The organism is Pedobacter planticolens, from assembly GCF_014172375.1.
GTDB classification, from domain to species: domain Bacteria; phylum Bacteroidota; class Bacteroidia; order Sphingobacteriales; family Sphingobacteriaceae; genus Pedobacter; species Pedobacter planticolens.
Genome location: NZ_WNXD01000001.1, coordinates 1,400,670 through 1,422,517, shown reverse-complemented (window position 1 = coordinate 1,422,517; position 21,848 = coordinate 1,400,670). Strand labels below are relative to the sequence as shown.

Sequence of the window (21,848 nt, the reverse complement as noted above, 5' to 3'; positions counted from 1 at the left end):
TATTTACCATTTAATTTTTTCCTTATTAAGAAAAGATGAAACTCCTTTTTTAAAATCATCACTTTCCCTAACTCTTGCATTAATTTGTACAGCCATTTCCAAACTCTTTTCTAATCCTAAATTAGTTGTTTGATTTATGAGCTGTTTGGTTACCATTAACGCATTCGCGGAGGTATTGTTGCACAAACTTACTGCAAAATCAGTTACACTTTGAGCTATATTTTCTCTTTTTGTTACAAAAGTAATCAGGTTATATTTTAGTGCTTCTTCCGCTGGAAAAAGATCTCCAGTTAATAAAAGCTTTTTAGCAATAGTTTCGCTTGTTTTGCGTAGTAGAAAACAAGAAACTATTGCTGGTACAAATCCTAGTTTAACTTCTGTATAGCCGAAATTTGCTTCAGGAACTGCAAAAATAATATCACAAACTGTTGCTAAACCACATCCACCAGCAATTGCATGTCCTTCTACCTGAGCAATTACAATTTTTGGTAAATAGGAAATTGTAGTAAACAGGTTTTTTAAACGATTAGAATCTGCCAAGTTTTCTTCGTACGAGTTTTGCTGTAATTGTTGCAAATACGCAAGATCTGCTCCTGCGCTAAATGTATCGCCATTAGCTTTTAAAATAATTACTTTAACCTCATCGTCTTCGGCTGCTTTTAGCATATAATCCGTCAATAAACTCACTAATTCTGGATTTAGCGCATTGCGTTTATCCACACGATTTAGTGTAATATGTGCAATTCTATCAGCTACTTTATATAAAACAAGTTCTTCAACCATGTTATTTTAATACGTTAAGGTCTATCAAATATGAATTATTTTTCTTTAAAATATGAGCTATTAACTGAAATTTATTTGCTTCTTCCTCGTAACGCTTAATCATATAATCCTTATTACTTGCATCTATTAGCAAAGTTGAAAATAGAACTTCAGAACGTAAATCAGCTATGCTTTTTCGTGGATTTTGATGTAACCAAATGCTTTCAAATTTGGGTAATTGATCGATTTTTTTGTAATTAAAATCATCATCTAACAATAAAATATGATATTGATGAAAGGTAAGCTGATGCTCTTTTTTAACAAACGTATTTAATACCGTATCCTGTTCCCATTTCACAAAGTGGATGTTTGTAATTTGCATTTGATCTAGTGCTGGTTTAACAAAGAATTCGAAATTTTTGTTATTAGCGGTTAAATCGGTTAATAGAATTGCATTGTTTCCATCTATAAAAGCGGCAGCATAATTTTTGCGGAGACTAAAAAACATAATCTTTTTCTGCTGCAAAGCTGATATTTTATAATACACAGCAAATGACTGAAAAACTAAGATGGAAAGTATAGAAACGACAAGGAGTTTTTTCTTATAATTTACTAAAGCAATGATAAAAATAACTAGTGTAAAACTTAATAAAATTAATTGCCATTGGTTAAGCCAAATAGACGTAATGCCCGAAAAGGGGAGGTTTGCAATCCATTTTAGGCCAGCATTAGTGAAATTAATTATCCATTCGAAAATTGGTGCTAAAAAATAAAGACGTAGCATTAAAATTCCAATTCCCAAATACATCATTGCTGTTAATGGAAGCAGAATAAATAAATTGCTAAAAATAAAATACAGCGGAAACTGATGGAAATAGTAAATGCTTAACGGAAAAGTGGCAATTTGTGCGGCTAAACTTAATGCGATAGTTGCCCATAATTTATCTAACCATTTATTTTTAATATAAAACCATTTGTAAATTTTAGGCTGTAAATAAATCAAGCCAAAAACTGCTAAAAAAGAAAGCTGAAAGCCAACATCCCATATTAAGAAAGGACTATACACCAATAAACAAAAAGCTGTAAATGCCAGTATATTATAACTGTTACTATTTTTATTGAATGCTTTTGCCAAAATATAAACGGTTAACATAATTGCAGAGCGAAGAACAGATGGAGAAAACCCTGTTAAAAGTGAATAATACCAAATTAAGAAAGAGATTAATACTAGTTTAAAAATCTTCAAAGCTCTTTTCTTATCCAAGAAGAATAATGCCCAATTTAAAAAGATGTAAATAATGCCAACATGCATTCCTGATACTGATAAAGCGTGTATTGTTCCAGTTTTACTATATGCGGCTAAAGTTTCTTTACTTAAATCTGCTCTATAACCCAAAACTAAAGTCGATGCAACGGCAAAAGCTTCATTATTATGTATCAGTTTTCTGTAAATGGCAACCTGTCTTTGCCGTACTTCAATGGCATATTTTATAACTGGATTGCCTTTATTGCTATTCAGTTTTATTAAGTGATTTTGGTTAATAAATGTTTGGTGATATACGTTTTTTGCAGCCAACCAAGCTCTAAAATCAAATTCTGATGGATTGTATGATGGCTCTACAGGTAAGTTTTTTGAAGAAATAATCAATTCATCTCCATAATTTAACTTTACAGGATTTAAGCTATCAACTTTTAAAGCAATCAATAGTTTTCCGCTTACATTTTGAGATTTGTTAAGTGTATAACCAGTTGTAACAACAACTTCAAACCGTAAAATATCATTTGTTTGTTGCGGCTCATTATTCACCCAAACTTTTAAATAGTCAAATTGCTGATTTTCGTAATAATCTTTTTTTAAAGATTGAGTATTTACCAAGCAAATCAATCCACCTAATGTGAAGCAAAAGAAATAGAAAAATATGCCGGTTATGCCCTTAAAATTATAAGCTTTTAACGTTTTATAAAATATATTAATAACAGTTAAATAAATTAGTACTACTACGCTTAATGTCAATAATAAAACAATTAATAAATGGTTTTGAAAATTATAAGCGCAACAAACACCCAGTATAAATGGTAGTAAAATTCTTACAAAAACAATTTCAGATTTGAATGTCAAAATTTTTAAAATTGATAGCGTAATTGCAGTTTAACATCGGTTTTTTTATTGCCATTTATTTCATCTAACCCAGTTCCAACTGTTTCTACGTTATTGTACCAGAATAATGCATATTTAGCCCAAATATCTACTCGTTTTATAAGTTTGTATTTAAGATTTAGATAGGTTCTAAATCCTTTTCCATTATACATGCCAAAGGTGAAATTGTACAGTACATCGTCTTCATATGCATAAATTCTACTATTAAATGATGGTGTGTTAAAATAAGCAAGTCTTATGTTTCCAGAGATTTTAGAAAATAATGGAGAATAACCTACATCTTGATAAATTAAATAACCAAATTCAGCTTTTGTACTGCCTATTTTAAATAGAGAAACTTCTAATCGGTTTTGAAAACTAAGTGATTTATTCAATCGCCAATTTACATCTGCTCTGTACGATTCCTTTTTGACATCATCCAAATAATTAATTGGAACATCCAAATCGGTATTTTGCTGTTTTAATTCAGATTTATACCGTAAAACTGCTTTAAAAGTTTTTGTAGGAGTGTAAGTTACTTGCCCTAAAACTTCATACCCATCCGAAGGTGCATCAACTCTAAATTTTAACCAAGGGAATTTAAAATAATCAGCATAAATAGCAATTGCCCAAGCTTTTACAGGTGTGATATTTAAACCAGCGTAAAATCCTTTTTCATTTAGTGCTTCGCTGGCTTCAGCAGTTGCCTGATTAAAAAAATTATGATAATTAGCATCGTAATTTCGGTGTAAAAGCACAGCGGATACTTTTGCAGAAAGGCTTACTAAAACACCATTTACATAAGCTAAACCTCCATTTAGACTTTTTCCAGCTTCGCCAAAGAAATAAATATTTTTATGGGTATAATTATAATGTAGACCAATGTTAGTCAGCTTTTTACCAACGAAATTATAACTTCGATAAACTTCATTTCCTGTAATAAATTTATTGCTGTAAATAGAATGGTATGCGATTGCTCCAATAGTTAAGTTGTCTTTTTGGTATTGAATAACACCTCCAAATAACTGCTGAGACAAACTATTTTTGTTTTTAATTTCGGTCGCTGTTCTGTGTAAACCAGTTTCATTAACATTAGAAAGAACTTCTTCACCATCGTTATTTAAGCTTAAGCTAACATCTAATTTCCGAGAAGATATAAAAGGAGTGAAGTCTATGTATTTCGCAAGAGTAACTGTTGTGGCAATTCCTCTAAAAAAAGAATATTCGTTTGCAGAAGTATATGGTTTTAAACCAACATCTTTTTTGGCAACGCTGGTTACATCTGGTGCTTTGCCAAAGGCGAAACCCGACCATAATGTTAAACTTTGACCAAATTGCAAGGTGTAATCGCCCAAAACTATTTTTTTAAATCGGCCAGTGTTAAAAATAGCAATATGGGCAGATTGATAATCAAGAAGCAATTGTTTAGTTCCTTTTAAAAACTGTTCTCCTGCATCCTTCTCAAAAATTAATGATGCTGAAATACGATTGGAGAAATTATATTTATATCGCAATAAAAACCGTTCTTGTGAGCCAATATAATGGCTTCCAGGTAAATCTGTAAAACCTTTTGGTGTTTCTAAAACTCTTCCAAAACGTAAGACCAAATCATTATCACCTAAGTTTAATAGGTTTCTATAGGTAATACGATCAACTAAATCAGACTGATTTAAGGCTACAAATGGCAGAAGTCTTTCAACTGTTGTGATATCAAAATCGGGTATACTTTGTAATTCTAAAATATCTATCAGTTTTCCATTAGTTTTTAGATGAGAAAAAAGATTACTGATTTGCAATGGAGATAAAAAGATTAAACCTTTTAATTCATCTGGATTTGTATTATTTAAATTAATGGGATGTTTTTGTAAGAAAACTAACTTGTCTTCTAATTCAGAAAGATCATAATCGTCGGGTAGATTTTCGGCTAAACTCTCTATCAAATCTTTAATGAAATTATCTTCATGAGTTTGGGCGTTTGCTACAAAACCAATGAATAAAAACAGGAGTAAAAGTCTAAAACGCATACGTAAGAGCTAGTTGAGGAGTGTAACCTAAATGTGAATCGCTTTCAACTGCCATATCCATCACAAATTTTTTATAATTCAATCCGAAGCCAGCGTAGTGTTTAAAAGGTTTAGCAGTTAAACCGCCTCTTAAACTGATGAGATCTAACAATTTATAGTCGATGCCTAAACCAACATCAATTGCAGCGTTAAAATCTTTACTTATAGTAGTAGCGATTAAAATTTTATCAGATGCTTTATAAGATGCACCAACTTGAATAGTACTTGGAATTTTTGTTTCAATTTCTCTGCTACTATATTTTTGAAAAGACGGATTATTTAAACTAACTCCTAAAGTAATTTGCTCGTTTAAATCATACATTGCTCCAACATCAACAGAAAACCCCGTTGTTGATCCGTAATTACTTATTTTTAATTGATGATAATTCCCTTTTATAGCAATTGATAACTTTTTTCCAAATCTTTTAGCTAATGCAAAACCTGCTTTAATTTCATTGTATGCGGCAATTCCGTAGCGGTTAAAACTTACTCCCAAATAATTGTTTTTGAGTGGCAAAACAAATGCAATTGATTGATTACTCAATTCATTATCAATTAGATACTTTGTGTAGTTTATAGCAACAGTAGGGGATTCTAAATAAGATATACCTGATATATTTCCATTTAAACTCCATATATCTTTAACCGCAGCGCTATTGTTGCCCATAGCAGTTAATCGTGGACCAAGATTGTTTTGTGCAAAACAAAAATTTAGGCTAATTAATAGCACTAAAAAAAGTATAAATAGTTTGTTCATAGGTTTAGGTAAAACCAATGTATACAAAATATTATAAATAATTAAATATTAATTTTAGAATTAAATTTTAAAATTAATATTTTATCAGAATTAAAGTTCGTTATTAGAAATATAATTTAGTATAGGTTAATAAAATTTCTATTTTGGTATATTTATTTGAATTTTAGATAATAAATTTTTTATTTCAGTTATAAAACGAATGCATTTTTTATTTCTATGGAAAGATTAAATTGAACAAAATAAAATTGCTTAAATAAAATTTGTTATGTAAATAATAGGTGTAATTCATGCTATATTGGCTTGGTATTTGATAATATTTTGAATAATAACTAACTAAATTTTAATCTAATGAAAACGATATTTAGCAAAAAATCGGCAGTCGTACTTACGATGATTTGTATGATAGCCATAGTAATCTCGTCTTGTAAAAAAAATAACAACGACGTTATAGTAGAAGGGAATGCGAACTTAAGGGTAGTAAATTCTGTACAAGGATCAAATCCTCAAGATTTTTATCAACGAGATACCAAATTGACAACATCTGCGGTCGCTTATGGAGAAAGTAGTAACTTTTTAACAGCTCAAGCGGGGGCAAGCACTATTTCATTTAGAAATTCAGGCTCAACTACTGCAAATGTAACAGCTAATGTAGGTATCAAAACAAATGCTTCTTATACTGTATTTTACTATTCCAATGCCGCTGGTGGTGCTCAAATTAACGGATATGAAGAAGATAATACCGCACCAGCTTCAGGAAAATCTAAAGTTAGATTTATTAATGTAGGCTCAGCTTTAACTAATTCAATTAACGTAGTTGCTGCAGGTGGCGCTTCATTAACTACTGGTTTAACATTTGGTTATGGATCGGTTTACACTACTATTGATGCTAATACTGCATTGAATGTTACTGTTTTAGGTTCTGCTACTTCAACAGCTATTTCTGGTGCAACATTTGCATCTGGAAAAATTTATACCATTTGGTTTGATGCTGCAAGTACTACAACCGCTAACTATCATGTTATAGTACAGAATTAAAAATAGCTCGAAGATTTTAAAAGCATTGCTAGTAAGCAGTGCTTTTTTGTGTCTTAACAAATGGTAAATTTTTCTATTTTTGATGAATAAGCCAGTTAAATGACCTTAACAGATAGTCCATCTTTACAAATTAGAACTGTAAATGTTACTCGGTATGTAACACCTTTACGTGAAGGTGGTTCTATGCCCGCAATTGCAGAAGCAGACGATGGATTTTTATATGTATTAAAGTTTCGTGGAGCTGGACAAGGACATAAAGCGTTAATAGCTGAAATTATTGGAGGAGAACTTGCTCGTTCGTTAGGATTAAAGGTTCCAGAATTAGTATTTGCTAAATTAGATGAAGCTTTTGGCAGAACAGAACCTGATGAAGAAATACAAGATCTACTTAAAGCTAGTGTTGGTTTAAATTTAGCCTTACATTATTTATCTGGCGCTATTACTTTTGATCCAACGGTAACTAAAATAGATCCTTTACTTGCATCACAAATAGTGTGGCTAGATTGTTTGCTCACAAACATGGATCGTACTGCTCGTAATACCAATATGTTGCTTTGGCATAAAGAATTATGGCTAATTGATCATGGTGCATCTTTATATTTTCATCACTCATGGCAAAATTGGGAAGAACAAGCAAAAAGACCTTTTGTATTGGTAAAAGACCATGTATTGCTACCTCAAGCTAGCCAATTAGAGGAAGTTAATACTAACTTCAGCTCTATTTTAACCCCAAAAATTATTGAGAATATATTGAATTTAATACCAGACGAATGGCTAAATGAAGATATATTTCAGAGTAGCCAAGCTCAAAGAGATGCATATGCTCTATTTTTAAACACAAGAATTGCTCATTCGGATATTTTTGTAAAAGAAGCACAACATGCCAGAGAAACACTTATTTGAGTATGCAGTAATTCGCGTTGTACCACGAGTAGAACGTGAAGAATTCCTCAATGTTGGGGTGATTTTGTATTGTGCTGGCCAGAAATTTTTGAAGTGTGTATTTGATGTAAATGAAACTCGTTTATCTGCTTTTGCTTGTGATGTTGAAACAGCTATTATCCTTTCTAACTTAACAGCGATAGAGAAAATCTGTGTTGGTGGGGCAGAAGCTGGTCCAATTGGTCAATTAGATATAGCTTCTCGTTTTCGTTGGCTCACCGCTACTAGAAGCACTGTGGTACAGGCGTCTAAAGTGCATCCTGGCTTTTGTATTGATCCCGAAGAAACTTTGCAAAAGCTATTTCAGCAGTTGGTACTTTAACAGTAATTTCTAATTGCATTTTAAATGATGTAAATTGCACAAAAATCGAAATAAATGAGCGAGGTTAAAACTATCCCAGAATTTAAAGACTTTAAAACCTTCTATAAAAAAGCTGTTGAACCCTTAAAGAAAGCAAATATGGCACATATTAGGCTTGATGGTAAATTGAAAGGTGGTACAAGAAATGTTTTTGCCTATTTCTGGTATATGGATAAAAAATGGAGAGTAAATGCTGATACACATATTGATCGCTTAAAAATTGCTTTCGATGAATTAGCTACCTCTGATGAACCTTTTGTAATTAAACCAACTCGTGATTATAAAGGAGAAAGTTTATCCATCAAAGGACAACCCATTAGAAATAATAAATTTTACGTTTATTTAGTAGTATAATCCTTAAAGAATTATTTCTTCTCCTTTTTCGGGAATTGTAACAGTATAACCTTCATCTGTTAATGCGGTTGCTAATGCCGACATACTTTTAGTTTCTCCATGCACCAAAAATACCTTTTTTAAGATTTGTCGGTCTTGCTGCTTTACGGTTTGAACTAAATCATTGTGATCTCCGTGTCCACTTAATAGGTCAGTTTTCTTTATCGAAGCATAAACCATTAAGTCGCGATTTCGTAAACGGATAATAGGATCTCCACGTAATAATCGGTCTCCTAATGTTCCTTTGGCACAATATCCTATAAATAGAATGGTGCAATAATAATTCTGAATATTATAATATAAATGATCTTGAATTCTACCTCCTTCTAGCATTCCAGCGGATGAAATAATGATACAAGGCTCTAAATAATTACTTACGGATTGGCTTTCTTTACGATCATGTACATAAATTAAGTTCTCAAATTCAAATTCATCACCTTTGGTTTTATAAAACTCTTTTGCCTCTTCATTTACCAATTCATGGTGCTTTCGATAAACATCGGTGGCAAAATTTGCCAATGGACTATCTACAAAAATCTGAACAGGAGGGAGTAATCCTTTACTAAAAATCTGATTTAAAGTAAACACTAAAGATTGAGTTCTTCCGATACTAAAAGCAGGAATAATCAGCCTTCCTGGACTTTTAATGCAAGTCTCATTAATGGTTTCTATCAGTTTTTCTTGTAAAGTAGTATCCGTAGTATGTAATCTCCCACCATAAGTAGATTCGCATACCAAATAATCTACTTGTGGTAAAGGTTGTGGATCTATTAATACAGGATAATTTTTCCGACCAATATCGCCTGTAAAAGCAATTTTCTTTGTTATTCCATTTTCTATAACCTGTAAAATAACAGCAGCAGCACCTAATAAATGTCCTACTGGGATAAAAGTTAATTCAATAGCCCCGTTAATTTTAAATGGTTTATTAAAACTAATGGTCACAAAGCGACTTACAGTTTCCATTACATGTTTTTGCAAGTATAATGGTTGCGGACCTGCAAATCCTCGTTTACTTCTTAATTTTCTGTTTTGTTTGCCAAGAAATATGTTAACCGAGTCTAATAGAAGCAATTCTGCTAAATCTGCCGTAGGCGAAGTACATAAAATTTGCCCTTCAAAACCCATGCGTAAAAGCGTAGGTAAATTACCAGAATGATCGATATGAGCGTGAGTTAATATCACCAAATCAATCGATGCTGGATCAAACGGAAAATATTGATTTTCTTCCTGATAAGTGCCTTTTTCGTAATCTAGGCCACAATCTATAAGTATGGAGTAGTTGTCTGTTTGCAATAAATGCATGCTGCCAGTTACCTGTTGTGCAGCTCCCCAAATGGTTAATTTCATGTATAAATTCTTTCCTTAGCTATGAAGGCAAGATATCATTTTTTAACCCAAAGAATTGAATTTTTTGAGAAAATTGTAGAGAAACTCCCGCGGTTTTAGCGAGAGTTGTGTGAGTGTTTATTTCTTATCAGGAGGAGTAGAAACGATTTCTCCAAATTCATTTACATAAGCCATCATGCTATCTAAATCGCCACCTGTAGAGTTTTGTTGACGTTCTAGCTTACGCTCTAACTTATCTTCTTTTTTCTTTTGTCTATTTTTTTCTAACTGCTTTTTCATGAAAGTTGCCTGAGACTTTGCCATATAATAGTGTATTAATTAAAAACCGACTGTTCTCTGAGTTTACCTTTTGTTGATCTTTTAACGCGTTTTGTTAAAAATGAATTAGATCGCTACGTTATATTTTATCCTGCATGGCAACGGTTGACCTGCTAAAGATTGGAATGCTGAACAAATAATTGCCCAGTAGGTATTGTATAGAGAAAAGTATATTGATATTCCGTTGGCGCAAATATAGGCATTTTTCGCGAAAAACTAAAATGCCATTACTATTGTTATGTTAGTATACTAAGGTTTGATTTTTAAAATTATTTATTCACAAATTAAAATCTTGGCATCATTTTTACATTATACCAAACATAATTAACACTAAATTAAAATTGAACATGAAAAAGATATTCGCAATAGTTGCATTGGCTACAGTTTTAGCTTCATGTGGCAACAGTGCCAAAGAAGAGGCATTAGCAAAACAACAAGCAATTACAGCTGTAAAAGACAGTTTAAGATTAGATAGTTTTAAACGTGCTGAAGTTGTAAAACAACAACAATTAGTAGAAGAAAAACATCAAGCAGAATTAGCTGCCGCAAGACGTAGCGCTTCATCTACTTATTCATCAAGTGGTTCATCTACAACTACATCTGCAGGTACAACTACAGCAGCTAAGAAAAAAGGATGGAGTGATGCAGCTAAAGGAACAGCAATCGGTGCAGGTGTAGGTGCTTTAGGTGGTATTTTAATTGATAAGAAAGATGGTAGAGGAGCAATTATAGGTGGTTTAGCTGGCGCTGGTGCTGGTTACGCAATTGGTAGAGCTCAAGATAGAAAAAGCGGTAGGGTACAACCTAAAAACTAATATATAATTACATTAAAAAAATGCCCATGCAGTTTGTAAACTGCATGGGCATTTTTTATTGCTTAAAGTTGGAAACTATAGCTTGTTGCTAAAGCCTCCTTTTATTACACTTTTACTAGTTGGTAGTAGCTTAACTATTACTTCGAATTTAACTCGCACTTCAGTCGCACTTGGTTCGGATTGAATTGTCACAAGTCCGAACTAACTCCGAACCAAGTCCGAACTAACCCCGACCCAACCCAGTCCTAAGGCCGTTTTAAAAAAGATCATTTTGCACAAAAACGAAGCGAATAAAAAGCTTAATAAACCTCAGTTTTTACAGTTGATTTATACTCTGTTAATAGGACACTATTAAAATTGTACATATCATTGCATATTAATTTCAATAACCTTAAAATGTACTATTTCATATTAGCTATTATATTCATAATTCTTATTTCAGTTTATATTTTAAACCTGCCAGTTTTTGGTCGACTACCCAAAGGAGAAAGACTGAAAAAAATAATGAATCTGCCTAATTATAAAAATGGAGCAGTTGAAAACCAATCTCCAACACCTGCACTTCCAGATGATGTATCTTATTGGATGGTTATCAAGGAAATGATAAAAGGAAATCCAAATAGTACACCGAAACATTCCATTCCTCATGAAATACCAGATTTTAATCGTTCAGAAAAACTGAAAATCACTTGGTTTGGGCATTCTTCTTATTTAGTTCAGGTTGATGGGATAAATATTTTAGTAGACCCAGTTTTTAGTAAAAGAACATCACCTTTTCAATTTTTGGGTACAAAGAATTTTCCTGGTACAGATTTCCTCAAAATTGAAGATTTACCAGACTTAGACATTATTTTAATTACACACGATCATTATGACCATTTAGATTATGCTTCCATCTTAAAATTGAAAGGTAAAACCTCACAATTTGTTACTTCTTTAGGTGTAGGATCACATTTAGAGCATTGGGGTGTTTCATCAAATCAAATTACTGAAATGGTTTGGGGAGAGGAAATATCGCCTTTGGCAAATATCAGTTTTACTGCGGCACCTGCCAGACATTTTTCTGGCAGAAGATTTAAAAGAAATCAGACAGTATGGTCTTCGTTTATCCTTAAAACAAAAAATAATAAAATTTATTTAGGAGGAGATTCTGGTTACGATCAACATTTTAAAACTATAGGCGAAACATATGGGCCATTTGATTTAGCAATTTTAGAATGCGGACAATACAACGAAATGTGGCCATTAATTCACATGTTTCCTGAAGAATTGGTGCAAGCAAGTATTGATTTAAAAGCCAAAACACTATTGCCAGTGCATTGGGGCAAATTTAGATTAGCTTTACACGATTGGGATGAACCTATAAAGCGATTAACAAAAAGAGCTGAAGAAATCAGTTTTCCTGTGATCACACCAAAAATTGGCGAGACATTTTTTTTAGAAGAAAATCATCCTTCATCACATTGGTGGATAAATTTATAAATTGTTTAAATGAACAATTGGTGGTAAATTAGTGTTGTTCTTAACAAGATAAAGCCAGAGCCATGAAAACAGATTTTGTAGAAATTTTTCAGACCATTAGAGCAGCCTTACAGCCGTATACCGCCAATGGATTTACGGCTCGTACAAATAGTGACACAGTTTATGAGCTTTGGAGTGAGAAAGATGTGGATATAGATGGAAGGAAAAAAGACGAAGTTTATTTTGCTGGTGTAAAAATTTTAAAAGGACACGTAGGATTTTATTTCATGCCAGTTTACGCTGAGGCAGAAACAAAAGGTCTTTTTCATCCAAGTTTATTACAGCTTTTAAAAGGAAAAGCATGTTTCCACATCAAAAAATTAGATGATATATTGCTAGACCAAATAACAGATGCATTGGCTAAAGGATTTACAATTTACAAGCAAAAAGGGTGGGTTTAAATTCTTTTTGGCAAGAAGATTTCTTTTTAACTGTACAAAATTTTCATCATCAGGTACAGACTGTTCAAGTAGAACCTTATTTTATTGTTGAATGTAATAAACAGGTATTAATTCATTTGGTGCCATTAGATAATAACTTCAACCCAGAAGAATTAATAGCATTACAAGCAAAATACCAAAAAAACGACATCCAATTAATTCACCTTTGGGAAGACGTTTGGTTAGCCAAAAGAACTCAAGTGTTAAATCGACTTTATTCGTTTTTAGGCCTTAATAAAAGTTTTCACGGTCGTAAAGCTAAAATTGAGACATTAACTCAAAAACAAACAAGTAATTTTTTAACTGAAAATCATTTACAAGGTTATGTGAAAGCAAAATATAGTTTTGGTTTAATAGCTGATCATGAAATAATTGGCTTAGCTAGTTTTAGCGAGGCAAGGCCGATGAAAAGTAAAGGCGAAAACTATCAATCGGCTGAATTAGTGCGTTTTGCATCTAAGGGTGGATTGACAATTGTAGGTGGATTAAGCAAACTGATTAAACATTTTACCAAGCAAATCAAACTAAATGACTTAATGACGTATGCCGATAGAGATTGGTCGTTAGGTAAGGGCTATGATAAATTAAGATTTATAGTAAGTGAAATTACGGAACCAGCATTTTTATATGTAAATAATGAAACGTTGGTTCGCTATTTTCCTCATCGCTTGCCAAAAAATATACTGCTGGATTTTGAAGCACAAAACAATTTAAATTTGGACGATTTCTTAGCATTAAATGGTTATACTAAACTATTTAATACAGGTAATTTAAAATATCACTTACTATTTTAAGCATGTCTGAAAACTTATTAATTATTTTAGGGCCAACGGCATCAGGTAAGACCAAATTAGCAGTGGCATTGGCCGATGAATTAAATGGTGAGATAATCAGTGCAGATAGTCGGCAGGTATTTAAAGATATGGATATTGGTACAGGAAAAGATCTAAATGAATATCAATTGAATGGAAAAACTATTCCTTACCATTTAATTAATATCAGAGAAGCTGGAGAAAAATATCATGTAAATGCGTTTAAAGAAGATTTTTATACTGCGTTTAGTGAAATATCCGACAGAAATAAATTACCAATTCTTTGCGGAGGAACGGGAATGTATATCCATAGTATTTTGCAAAACCATGAATACACAGCTATTCCGGTAAATGAGATTTTAAGGAATGAAATTCAAGCTTTTACAAAAGAGCAATTACAAGAAAAGCTAAATTCTTATCTAGAAAAATTAAGATTACATGCTGATTATTCATCTTCAAAACGTTTAATTCGGGCAATAGAAATAGCCGATTATTTAACGCACAATGAATTAGTTCAGGTTGTTAGACCAACAATTAATCCTATACTAATTGGTTTACAAAGTGATGTGGAAACAAGGCGAGAAAGAATTATCAATAGATTAAATGAAAGGCTAAAAACAGGATTAATAGAAGAAGTTGAAAGTCTATTGGCAAAAGGAATTGATAAAGAAATGTTAACATTTTATGGTTTAGAATATAAATTCATTACATCTTATTTAACTAATGAAATGGATTATGCTACGCTTAAAGAAAGATTAGGAACAGCGATTTGTCAATTCGCTAAACGACAAATGACTTTTTTCAGGAAAATGGAAAAAGATGGCGTAAAAATTAAATGGTTAAATGCTGATGAAAATGTAATTCAACTAAAAGAAATCGTAATTGATCATCTGCAACATTAATTTGATTTAAAATAATTGCATATTCGTCCACGAATAATTGAGTTTTTGCAGGCTCAATACTATCCTTAAAAGTATAAATACTAAATGAATAACAAATTGCGGCCAATTATTAAATGGACAGGTGGAAAGTATAGTGAGTTTGCCTTATTCTCTGAGTTTATTCCTGAATTTGATAGATATATTGAGCCGTTTTTTGGTGGTGGAGGTGTGTTTTTTGCGTTGCAACCTAAAGTTCAATCGTTTATAAATGATAAAAGTACTGATCTAATTAATTTTTATAAACAAATTGATCATAAGGAATTTAAAACTGAGCTTTTTAATTACGCAACTGCCTGGGATGAGCTGGGCAATCTTACCACAAAACTGTGGAATGAATGTGCTATTATCTTTGCCAGTTTTATACAGAAAAATATTCCTTCAGATCAATTAAATGATGCTTTATTAGTGCATTTAACTCATGCTTTAAAAGCTGAATTATTGCTCAATAATCAAGATTTTATTATTGATATTGATTTATTTAAAAAAATGTTATTGGCCAGCATGGCGGATAAAGCTAGGCGTATTAAAAGAATTTGCGAAAAGGAAGGACGAAATTTTAATAACGAGGAACTTAAATCGCATTTTGAAACTGGTATTAGAAGTGGAGCTTATCTCTTTTTTAGAGCATTATTAAACAAACAATACACTCAAACTTTACAGCTTAAACCGGCTAAAGCAGCTGCTAACTGGTATTTTGTAAGAGAATTTTGCTATGGTTCGATGTTTAGATTTAATGCCAAGGGTGAGTTTAATATCCCTTATGGGGGCATTGCTTACAACAGGAAAAATTTTCGCCAAAAGGCTGAAAATATATTTGATGTAAAGGTTACAGAGTTATTTAAACATACATCAATTTTTAATCTAGATTTTGAAGCTTTTTTAAATCAGTTAGAATTAAAAACTACTGACTTTATCTTTTTGGATCCACCATACGATAGCGAATTTTCAGAATACGATCAAAGTGCTTTTACGCAAAGCGATCAACAACGATTAGCGACATTTCTTATTCAAAACCCAGCAAAATGGATGGTTGTAATTAAAGAAACAGAATTTATTCGCAAAATATATACTCACTCTAAAGTGAAAATTACAACTTTTAGTAAGAGCTATACCTATAATGTTCGTGGTAGAAATAATAGAGATGCCACTCATTTAATCATAACCAATTATTAATTAAATGGAATCTTACTTGCAAATAAGTCCGAATGTGTTTAATTGCAAAGTTTGCCCAACTCCCTGTGATAGTATTAGTAAAATGACTTATGTATTTGAGAAGGATGTCAATTTTTCAGAACATTTCGAACAAAAACTAATTCATCACATCAATTCTTCAACTGTTTTTAGCGCTAGTAAAACAACCGAAAAAGGTTATCCAGATGTTAAAGTTGAAACAAAAAATGGAGTTACGTTTTATATCGAAGTAAAAGTTCAGCAACGTACTTTTATGAGTGTAGAAAAATTCATCCCGCAAAGCGGATTAAAACCTTCTGAAACTGTTGCCTTAAATCTGAGCGATTTGCTACGTTATTTTGAGTTAGAGAAATCTGATAAATTACAAATCTTTATTTTTTGGGTAGTACTAAATCGACCATGTATTATTCCTTATGATGAAGAGCGCTACTATTATCGTTTGGTTTCAGAACTAAAACCAATATGGCAACAAGAAAAAGACAACAGACGTTTTCGGCGTAAAAGTGGTGAAGGTGATGTAGTAGATGGTGAACATAAAGGTGTAACTGTCAATTATCATTTTAGCCTAAATGAACTTAAAATTTGGGAAAATAAGCTGTAGAAAATTTAGTTAACTAGGTGATTTTTATAGATTTAAAATCTATAAAATGTTAATATGTTATTAACTATTCGGTTTTTCTTTTTGACTCATGGCATGCAATTTGTTTAAATTAGAATAATTAGGCAATAAAGCCTGATTACAATTAAACTTAACCAAAGTATTTTAAAAAATGAAAAACTCTACAAAACTCTTAGCTTCTGCAGTAGCTGTAGTAGCTTTATTTTTCTCAGTTAATGTTAAGGCACAATCTCCGAAATTCGGTATTGGGTTAAATGTAGGTGCTGGAACTTCTAGTGGGACTGGTCTTGCAATAGGTGGTGATTTACGTTATCAATTTGATATCGATAAGCAATTATCTGTGCCAATAACAGCAGGTTATACAAATATTGCAATTAAAGATACAGATTTAAATTTTGGTTTTATTCCTGTTAAAGCTGGGCTAAAATATTTCTTTAACGATTCTGGTTCTGGAGCTTATGGATTGGCAGAGGCAGGGGCGGCATTTTCAGTAGGTGATAATACTGGAACTTCTTTTGTTTATTCTCCAGCTATTGGTTATTCATGGAGTAATGGTTTAGATTTAGCTGCTAAATATGAAGGATATTCAAACAATGGTAGCATAGGTTATGCTGGTATACGTTTAGCTTACGGTTTTAAATTATAATTAAAATCTAATTTTCTTTAAAAGCCCTCGAATTTCGAGGGCTTTTTTTGTTATTTTAAAATTATAAATGCTATTTTGAGCAAAAAACAAAATCTATGAAATTATCTGGTTAATTATAAAGAATTAGCCAATAAAAGAACCAAATACAAATGAAAACAAAACAATATTTTGGAGTTGCAGCTTTATCAGTATTGATGGCTTGCACTAATACTTCAAACAAATCTACCGAGTCTAAAGATAGTACTACTCATAAAACAGAAGTAGTTGCCGCCACAAACATTAACTTTAAAGATGCAAAATTACAAAGTATCTATAGTAGTTATATTAATTTAAAAGATGCTTTGGTAGCTTCAAAATTAACAGATGCACAAACTGCTTCAAAAGCTTTAGCGGCCGAACTTATAACCTATAGTGGTTGCGAAAATACTGCTGTTACGGCTCATAAAATCGAAAATGCTAAAGATATTGTAACACAGCGTAAAGAATTTACCGCATTGAGTTCTGATGTCATTGCATTGTTTAAACATGCAGAACTAAGTTCAGGAACTATATTTATTCAACATTGTCCAATGGCTAACAAAGGTGATGGCGGTGATTGGTTGGCTTCAGAGAAGAAAATTCAAAATCCATATTATGGAAGCGAAATGATGGAGTGCGGTGCGGTTGTTGAGGAAATTAAAGCCAAATAATTTTAAAAGCTAATATTGATGTGTTTTTTGCCAAGAATTAACATCAATTTAACAGCATTGTTAGGTTTAAAAGTCGAATTTTAGAAACAGATTAACTATTTTTGTTATTATATAAATTATAAAATATATGTCAGATATTGCAGAAATTAAGATAGGCGGTAAAACGTATGAGTTTCCAGTTATTACTGGAACAGAAGGTGAGAAAGCCATCGATATTTCAAAATTAAGAGATCTTACAGGTCATATTACACTAGATTTAGGCTATAAAAATACAGGATCTACAAAAAGTGCGATTACTTTTTTAGATGGAGAATTGGGTGTTTTAAAGTATCGCGGTTATCCTATTGAACAATTAGCAGAGAAATCTACTTTTTTAGAAGTTGTTTACTTGTTGATATATGGCGTACTACCAAAAGAAGAAGAATTAGAAAGTTTTCAAAATGAAATTAGCAGACATACGCTAATTCATGAGGATATGAAGAAATTTTTAGATGGTTATCCTTCTAAATCTCATCCAATGGCACAATTGGCTTCGTTAGTTTGTTCTTTATCTACATTTTATCCAGAATCATTAAATGCAAATTCTTCAAAAGAAGAAATGAATTTAACGATGATTAAATTGCTGGCTAAATTCCCTACGATTGTATCTTTTATTTATAAAAAATCATTAGGACATCCACTTATCTATCCTAAAAATAAATACGATTATGTAACCAATTTCATGAATATGATTTTTGGTCAACGTACAGAAGAAATTGAAATTGACCCTGTTGTAGTGAGTGCAATGAATACATTGTTAATTCTACACGCAGATCATGAGCAGAACTGTTCAGCTTCTACAGTGAGAATGGTAGGTTCTTCAGATTGTAATTTATATGCATCAGTTTCTGCTGGTATTTCTGCTTTATGGGGTCCACTGCATGGTGGCGCTAATCAGGCTGTTATCGAAATGCTTGAATTAATTAAAGAAGATGGTGGCGATACTGAAAAATGGATTAATAAAGCAAAAGATAAAAATGATCCATTCCGTATGATGGGATTTGGTCACCGTGTGTATAAAAACTTCGATCCAAGAGCTAAAATTATTAAAAAAGCTTGCGATGATATTTTAGAAAAATTAGGTATTAATGATCCAGTATTAGAGATTGCTAAAAAACTAGAAGAAGCAGCATTAAGTGATCCTTATTTTATAGACCGTAAGTTATATCCAAACGTAGATTTTTATTCTGGTATCATTTACAGAGCATTAGGCTTCCCTACGGATATGTTTACAGTGCTATTTGCTTTAGGTCGCTTACCAGGATGGATTGCACAATGGAAAGAAATGCATGAGAACAAAGAACCAATCGGTCGTCCTCGTCAAGTATATGTTGGTGATGTAGATATGAACTTTGTAGAGATTAACAAAAGATAACTAAAACAATATTCCAATAAAAAAGCCGATACTAATTCGTTAGTATCGGCTTTTTTATAACTCAATTTTTTTAAATCATTACAAAGCTAACCGCAATAATTATTAAGAAACAAAATGTAAATACAATAGTATAGGCAAAACTTAGGAAAAATATTTTAAGGATAGTTATCCATCTCGTACTGCCATAAAATGTTCTTAACGAGCGATAGATATACCAAATAATATAAATCGTACAGAAGAAAGCCAGCCAACCGCTAATATCATATACAAAGCCAAATAGCCATTTCAAAAGAATAGTTGCCAGCACACTTAAAAATATAGCCGAGTGCAAATGAAATGAATAAATAAGATGCTCATAATAATATTTATTCTTATTAATATAAACCAGTTTTAAAATAAGTGCAAACATTGGAAGTAGCAAAAACATCATTTTTGGGATATTATGCAATAAATCTTCTTTTAATTTTTCTACTGGATTTGGGTATTGATTTAGTTCTAAACTTCTTTTATTAATGTAATGTTTAATAAATCCATCTCTTTTATCTTTTGGTAAAGCCAGTTGGTGTTTTTCATATTCAACTACAGTAGTATCTTTTGTAACCCAATAGCTTTTATTCCATCTCTTTTTCTTTCCAGTTAATAAATTAATGTCTGTGTTGCTTTTACTGCTATCTTTTTTGATGTCTTCTTTTGCTGCTCTTATGATGCTATCCCTTACTGCACCTTTTATTGGCACATATTTCATCGCTTCTTCTACACCTTTAATCTTTTCTGCTTGCAAACTGTCAATTTCTTTAGGAGAAAGAGTTTTGTTTGTCGAAGTAGGACTCTTTTCTTCGACCTCTTCCTTTTCAGGTTTATTACCACTAAGAATAACTAAAAAGAAAACAATACTGATAAAAATATATAAACGAATAGGGTGGATGGAAGCCATTCTTTTCCCCGCAACGTATTCTTTGGTTAGTTTGCCAGGTTTTAATAATAATGGCCCAATAGTTCCGAAGAATTTATGTTCAAAATGAAAATAATCTGCTATTGCATGTGTCACCATGTGAAAAGCATCTTCCTTGGTAACAATATTTTCTTGTCCACAATGTGTACAAAATTTTTCTTCTACTATATGGCCACAATTAAGGCAATCTTTTTCTTTTCTATGTTTTACGGATGACATCTATCTAAGGGAAATTTTTAATTTTTAATGATGACTGATTGCTTCTATTGCCTCTACTTCAGCTCTATTATGCTTGTGTTTAAAGAAAATCATGAAAAGTACAGTAATAACTAATGCATAAATGGTGAAAGAAAGCCAGATATTATGCCAATCTTTTACATCTAATGCTCTACTTAAATCTCCATTTTCTAATACATTTATTCCTTTATCACCTAAAAATTTGAGTAAGTGTTTATCATTTGCTGTAGATCCAACATGCTCGGCAAGCGATTGGATATTTGTGTACGCTTTTGTGAAATATTTTTGGATCATCCAGCCAGAAACCACACTTCCTAAAACTGCACCAAATCCATTTGTCATCATCATAAATAAGCCTTGAGCAGATGAACGTGTTTTTGCTGTAGTAGAAGTTTCTACGAATAAAGATCCTGAAATGTTAAAGAAATCAAACGCCATTCCATAAACAACACACGAAAATATAATCATCCATAAGTTTCCTGCTGGATCACCATAAGCAAATAAACCGAAGCGGAAAACCCATGCTAACATGGCAATAACCATTACTCTTTTAATTCCAAATCGTTTTAAAAAGAATGGAATAGCCAGAATAAATAGAGTCTCAGATACCTGAGAAATAGACATGATGATAGTTGAGTATTTAATTACAAATGATTCAGCGTAAATTGGAAACAACTTAAATTCATCTAAAAATACATCACCATAAGCATTTGTTAATTGTAAAGCTCCACCTAAAAACATAGAAAATACAAAAAACAAGGCCATTTTATAATCGGCAAATAGCTTAAAAGCATCTAGTCCAAATTTTTGAGATAAAGTAGATTTTTCTTCCAATAATTTAGAAGGTGGACATTTAGGTAAAGAGAATGCATAAAGACCAAGTCCCAAAGCAGAAATACCAGCAATATAAAATTGATTTGCATTTGCTTTACTTCCTGTTAAATTGGTAATCCACATGGCTGCTATAAAACCTACTGTGCCCCAAACTCTAATGGGAGGAAAATTTTTAACGACATCTAAATTGCCAGACTTTAAGGTGGTATAAGAAATAGAATTGCTTAGTGAAATTGTCGGCATATAAAAGCACATTGCTAAAAATATAACCCAGAAAAATTCAGTAGGAGTTTCTACTTGGGGGATATAAAAAAGTGTGGCTGCATATAGGATATGAAGTATTCCATACAATTTTTCAGCATTTATCCACTTATCTGCTATTATTCCGGTAATAGTTGGCATAAATAGAGATGCAAAACCCATAGTTGCGAAAATTAAGCCGAATTGTGCTCCATCCCATTGTTTAGTACCAAACCAATAATTAGCAATTGTAATAAGCCATGCACCCCACACAAAAAATTGCATGAAACTCATGATGGTTAAGCGAAACTTGATATTCATATAAGTTTGGTTTTAGGTTTTTTCGGCAATTAATTATAACTTCTGTTGTCCTCAAGAG

22 protein-coding genes are annotated in these 21,848 nt (G+C 32.0%); 14 read left to right on the top strand and 8 right to left on the bottom strand.

Annotated features, from left to right (window positions below):
- Positions 1-3: 3 nt before the first annotated feature.
- Genes GM921_RS05825 through GM921_RS05810 form a run of 4 tightly spaced genes read right to left on the bottom strand, consistent with a single transcriptional unit; the run spans position 4 to position 5,719 of the window.
- Entirely contained in the window at positions 4-783 is a 780-nt protein-coding gene (locus tag GM921_RS05825) for an enoyl-CoA hydratase/isomerase family protein (RefSeq protein ID WP_182921655.1), read from the bottom strand.
- Between the two features lies 1 nt (position 784).
- Positions 785-2,881: a ComEC/Rec2 family competence protein gene (locus GM921_RS05820; RefSeq protein WP_182921654.1), complete on the bottom strand. Its 2,097-nt coding sequence runs from the start codon at positions 2,879-2,881 to the stop codon at positions 785-787.
- Positions 2,882-2,886: 5 nt separating this feature from the next.
- The gene (locus GM921_RS05815) at positions 2,887-4,923 is read right to left on the bottom strand and encodes a helix-hairpin-helix domain-containing protein (RefSeq protein WP_182921653.1); all 2,037 of its coding nucleotides are present in this window, start codon (positions 4,921-4,923) and stop codon (positions 2,887-2,889) included.
- Positions 4,913-5,719: a PorV/PorQ family protein gene (locus GM921_RS05810; RefSeq protein WP_182921652.1), complete on the bottom strand. Its 807-nt coding sequence runs from the start codon at positions 5,717-5,719 to the stop codon at positions 4,913-4,915. The genes GM921_RS05815 and GM921_RS05810 overlap by 11 nt, the downstream gene beginning before the upstream one ends.
- 348 nt (positions 5,720-6,067) lie before the next feature.
- Between GM921_RS05810 and GM921_RS05805 the strand changes: the two genes are divergently transcribed.
- The 4 genes from GM921_RS05805 to GM921_RS05790 all read left to right on the top strand — a co-directional run bounded on the left by GM921_RS05805 (position 6,068) and on the right by GM921_RS05790 (position 8,411).
- Positions 6,068-6,754, top strand: coding sequence for a DUF4397 domain-containing protein (locus tag GM921_RS05805; protein ID WP_182921651.1), 687 nt, complete (start codon positions 6,068-6,070; stop codon positions 6,752-6,754).
- A gap of 99 nt (positions 6,755-6,853) precedes the next feature.
- Positions 6,854-7,657 (top strand): HipA family kinase, encoded by an 804-nt coding sequence (locus GM921_RS05800; RefSeq protein ID WP_182921650.1) that lies wholly within the window; start codon positions 6,854-6,856, stop codon positions 7,655-7,657.
- Positions 7,635-8,018 (top strand): DUF3037 domain-containing protein, encoded by a 384-nt coding sequence (locus GM921_RS05795; RefSeq protein ID WP_182921649.1) that lies wholly within the window; start codon positions 7,635-7,637, stop codon positions 8,016-8,018. Before GM921_RS05800 ends, GM921_RS05795 begins: the two co-directional genes overlap by 23 nt.
- 54 nt (positions 8,019-8,072) lie before the next feature.
- Positions 8,073-8,411: a hypothetical protein gene (locus GM921_RS05790; RefSeq protein ID WP_182921648.1), complete on the top strand. Its 339-nt coding sequence runs from the start codon at positions 8,073-8,075 to the stop codon at positions 8,409-8,411.
- Between the two features lie 3 nt (positions 8,412-8,414).
- Here the strand turns inward: GM921_RS05790 and GM921_RS05785 are convergent, their stop codons facing one another.
- Both GM921_RS05785 and GM921_RS05780 read right to left on the bottom strand, forming a co-directional pair.
- Entirely contained in the window at positions 8,415-9,800 is a 1,386-nt protein-coding gene (locus GM921_RS05785; protein WP_182921647.1) for an MBL fold metallo-hydrolase, read from the bottom strand.
- A gap of 117 nt (positions 9,801-9,917) precedes the next feature.
- Positions 9,918-10,103: a hypothetical protein gene (locus tag GM921_RS05780; protein WP_182921646.1), complete on the bottom strand. Its 186-nt coding sequence runs from the start codon at positions 10,101-10,103 to the stop codon at positions 9,918-9,920.
- 362 nt (positions 10,104-10,465) lie between these two features.
- On the opposite strand from GM921_RS05780, the gene GM921_RS05775 reads away from it, so the two are divergent.
- The 10 genes from GM921_RS05775 (at position 10,466) to GM921_RS05730 (ending at position 19,206) form a co-directional block, all read left to right on the top strand.
- Positions 10,466-10,933: a YMGG-like glycine zipper-containing protein gene (locus tag GM921_RS05775; protein ID WP_182921645.1), complete on the top strand. Its 468-nt coding sequence runs from the start codon at positions 10,466-10,468 to the stop codon at positions 10,931-10,933.
- Positions 10,934-11,329: 396 nt separating this feature from the next.
- Complete coding sequence (locus tag GM921_RS05770) at positions 11,330-12,415, top strand: MBL fold metallo-hydrolase (protein ID WP_182921644.1); 1,086 nt, start codon at positions 11,330-11,332, stop codon at positions 12,413-12,415.
- A 62-nt stretch (positions 12,416-12,477) separates the two neighbouring features.
- Positions 12,478-12,855 carry a DUF1801 domain-containing protein gene (locus tag GM921_RS05765; RefSeq protein WP_182921643.1) on the top strand — a complete coding sequence of 126 codons (378 nt, stop codon included), beginning with the start codon at positions 12,478-12,480 and terminating at the stop codon, positions 12,853-12,855.
- Positions 12,846-13,688, top strand: coding sequence for a hypothetical protein (locus GM921_RS05760; RefSeq protein ID WP_182921642.1), 843 nt, complete (start codon positions 12,846-12,848; stop codon positions 13,686-13,688). Before GM921_RS05765 ends, GM921_RS05760 begins: the two co-directional genes overlap by 10 nt.
- A gap of 2 nt (positions 13,689-13,690) precedes the next feature.
- On the top strand, positions 13,691-14,608 hold the full coding sequence (gene miaA / locus GM921_RS05755; RefSeq protein ID WP_182921641.1) for a tRNA (adenosine(37)-N6)-dimethylallyltransferase MiaA: 918 nt from the start codon (positions 13,691-13,693) through the stop codon (positions 14,606-14,608).
- Between the two features lie 84 nt (positions 14,609-14,692).
- Positions 14,693-15,820, top strand: coding sequence for a DNA adenine methylase (locus tag GM921_RS05750; RefSeq protein ID WP_182921640.1), 1,128 nt, complete (start codon positions 14,693-14,695; stop codon positions 15,818-15,820).
- An 82-nt stretch (positions 15,821-15,902) separates the two neighbouring features.
- Positions 15,903-16,439 (top strand): hypothetical protein, encoded by a 537-nt coding sequence (locus GM921_RS05745; protein WP_202985633.1) that lies wholly within the window; start codon positions 15,903-15,905, stop codon positions 16,437-16,439.
- Between the two features lie 169 nt (positions 16,440-16,608).
- Positions 16,609-17,103, top strand: coding sequence for a hypothetical protein (locus tag GM921_RS05740; protein WP_182921638.1), 495 nt, complete (start codon positions 16,609-16,611; stop codon positions 17,101-17,103).
- A 149-nt stretch (positions 17,104-17,252) separates the two neighbouring features.
- Positions 17,253-17,792 (top strand): DUF3347 domain-containing protein, encoded by a 540-nt coding sequence (locus tag GM921_RS05735; protein WP_182921637.1) that lies wholly within the window; start codon positions 17,253-17,255, stop codon positions 17,790-17,792.
- A 127-nt stretch (positions 17,793-17,919) separates the two neighbouring features.
- Positions 17,920-19,206 carry a citrate synthase gene (locus tag GM921_RS05730; protein WP_182921636.1) on the top strand — a complete coding sequence of 429 codons (1,287 nt, stop codon included), beginning with the start codon at positions 17,920-17,922 and terminating at the stop codon, positions 19,204-19,206.
- Positions 19,207-19,276: 70 nt separating this feature from the next.
- Here GM921_RS05730 and GM921_RS05725 read toward each other — a convergent pair whose 3' ends face one another.
- Both GM921_RS05725 and GM921_RS05720 read right to left on the bottom strand, forming a co-directional pair.
- Positions 19,277-20,377, bottom strand: a complete 1,101-nt coding sequence (locus GM921_RS05725) for a DUF3667 domain-containing protein (RefSeq protein ID WP_182921635.1) — start codon at positions 20,375-20,377, stop codon at positions 19,277-19,279.
- A 24-nt stretch (positions 20,378-20,401) separates the two neighbouring features.
- Positions 20,402-21,790, bottom strand: a complete 1,389-nt coding sequence (locus GM921_RS05720) for a nucleoside permease (protein ID WP_182921634.1) — start codon at positions 21,788-21,790, stop codon at positions 20,402-20,404.
- Positions 21,791-21,848 lie beyond the last annotated feature (58 nt).

Bases quoted from the DNA above. Each gene is read 5' to 3' on its own strand.
- GM921_RS05735 (WP_182921637.1), top strand. From the start codon at position 17,253: ATGAAAACAAAACAATATTTTGGAGTTGCAGCTTTATCAGTATTGATG.
- GM921_RS05740 (WP_182921638.1), top strand. From the start codon at position 16,609: ATGAAAAACTCTACAAAACTCTTAGCTTCTGCAGTAGCTGTAGTAGCT.
- GM921_RS05795 (WP_182921649.1), top strand. From the start codon at position 7,635: ATGCCAGAGAAACACTTATTTGAGTATGCAGTAATTCGCGTTGTACCA.
- GM921_RS05800 (WP_182921650.1), top strand. From the start codon at position 6,854: ATGACCTTAACAGATAGTCCATCTTTACAAATTAGAACTGTAAATGTT.
- GM921_RS05725 (WP_182921635.1), bottom strand. From the start codon at position 20,377: ATGTCATCCGTAAAACATAGAAAAGAAAAAGATTGCCTTAATTGTGGC.
- GM921_RS05825 (WP_182921655.1), bottom strand. From the start codon at position 783: ATGGTTGAAGAACTTGTTTTATATAAAGTAGCTGATAGAATTGCACAT.
- GM921_RS05780 (WP_182921646.1), bottom strand. From the start codon at position 10,103: ATGGCAAAGTCTCAGGCAACTTTCATGAAAAAGCAGTTAGAAAAAAAT.
- GM921_RS05805 (WP_182921651.1), top strand. From the start codon at position 6,068: ATGAAAACGATATTTAGCAAAAAATCGGCAGTCGTACTTACGATGATT.
- GM921_RS05745 (WP_202985633.1), top strand. From the start codon at position 15,903: ATGACTTATGTATTTGAGAAGGATGTCAATTTTTCAGAACATTTCGAA.
- GM921_RS05770 (WP_182921644.1), top strand. From the start codon at position 11,330: ATGTACTATTTCATATTAGCTATTATATTCATAATTCTTATTTCAGTT.
- GM921_RS05720 (WP_182921634.1), bottom strand. From the start codon at position 21,790: ATGAATATCAAGTTTCGCTTAACCATCATGAGTTTCATGCAATTTTTT.
- GM921_RS05775 (WP_182921645.1), top strand. From the start codon at position 10,466: ATGAAAAAGATATTCGCAATAGTTGCATTGGCTACAGTTTTAGCTTCA.
- GM921_RS05765 (WP_182921643.1), top strand. From the start codon at position 12,478: ATGAAAACAGATTTTGTAGAAATTTTTCAGACCATTAGAGCAGCCTTA.
- GM921_RS05750 (WP_182921640.1), top strand. From the start codon at position 14,693: ATGAATAACAAATTGCGGCCAATTATTAAATGGACAGGTGGAAAGTAT.
- GM921_RS05730 (WP_182921636.1), top strand. From the start codon at position 17,920: ATGTCAGATATTGCAGAAATTAAGATAGGCGGTAAAACGTATGAGTTT.
- GM921_RS05810 (WP_182921652.1), bottom strand. From the start codon at position 5,719: ATGAACAAACTATTTATACTTTTTTTAGTGCTATTAATTAGCCTAAAT.
- miaA (WP_182921641.1), top strand. From the start codon at position 13,691: ATGTCTGAAAACTTATTAATTATTTTAGGGCCAACGGCATCAGGTAAG.
- GM921_RS05815 (WP_182921653.1), bottom strand. From the start codon at position 4,923: ATGCGTTTTAGACTTTTACTCCTGTTTTTATTCATTGGTTTTGTAGCA.
- GM921_RS05790 (WP_182921648.1), top strand. From the start codon at position 8,073: ATGAGCGAGGTTAAAACTATCCCAGAATTTAAAGACTTTAAAACCTTC.
- GM921_RS05785 (WP_182921647.1), bottom strand. From the start codon at position 9,800: ATGAAATTAACCATTTGGGGAGCTGCACAACAGGTAACTGGCAGCATG.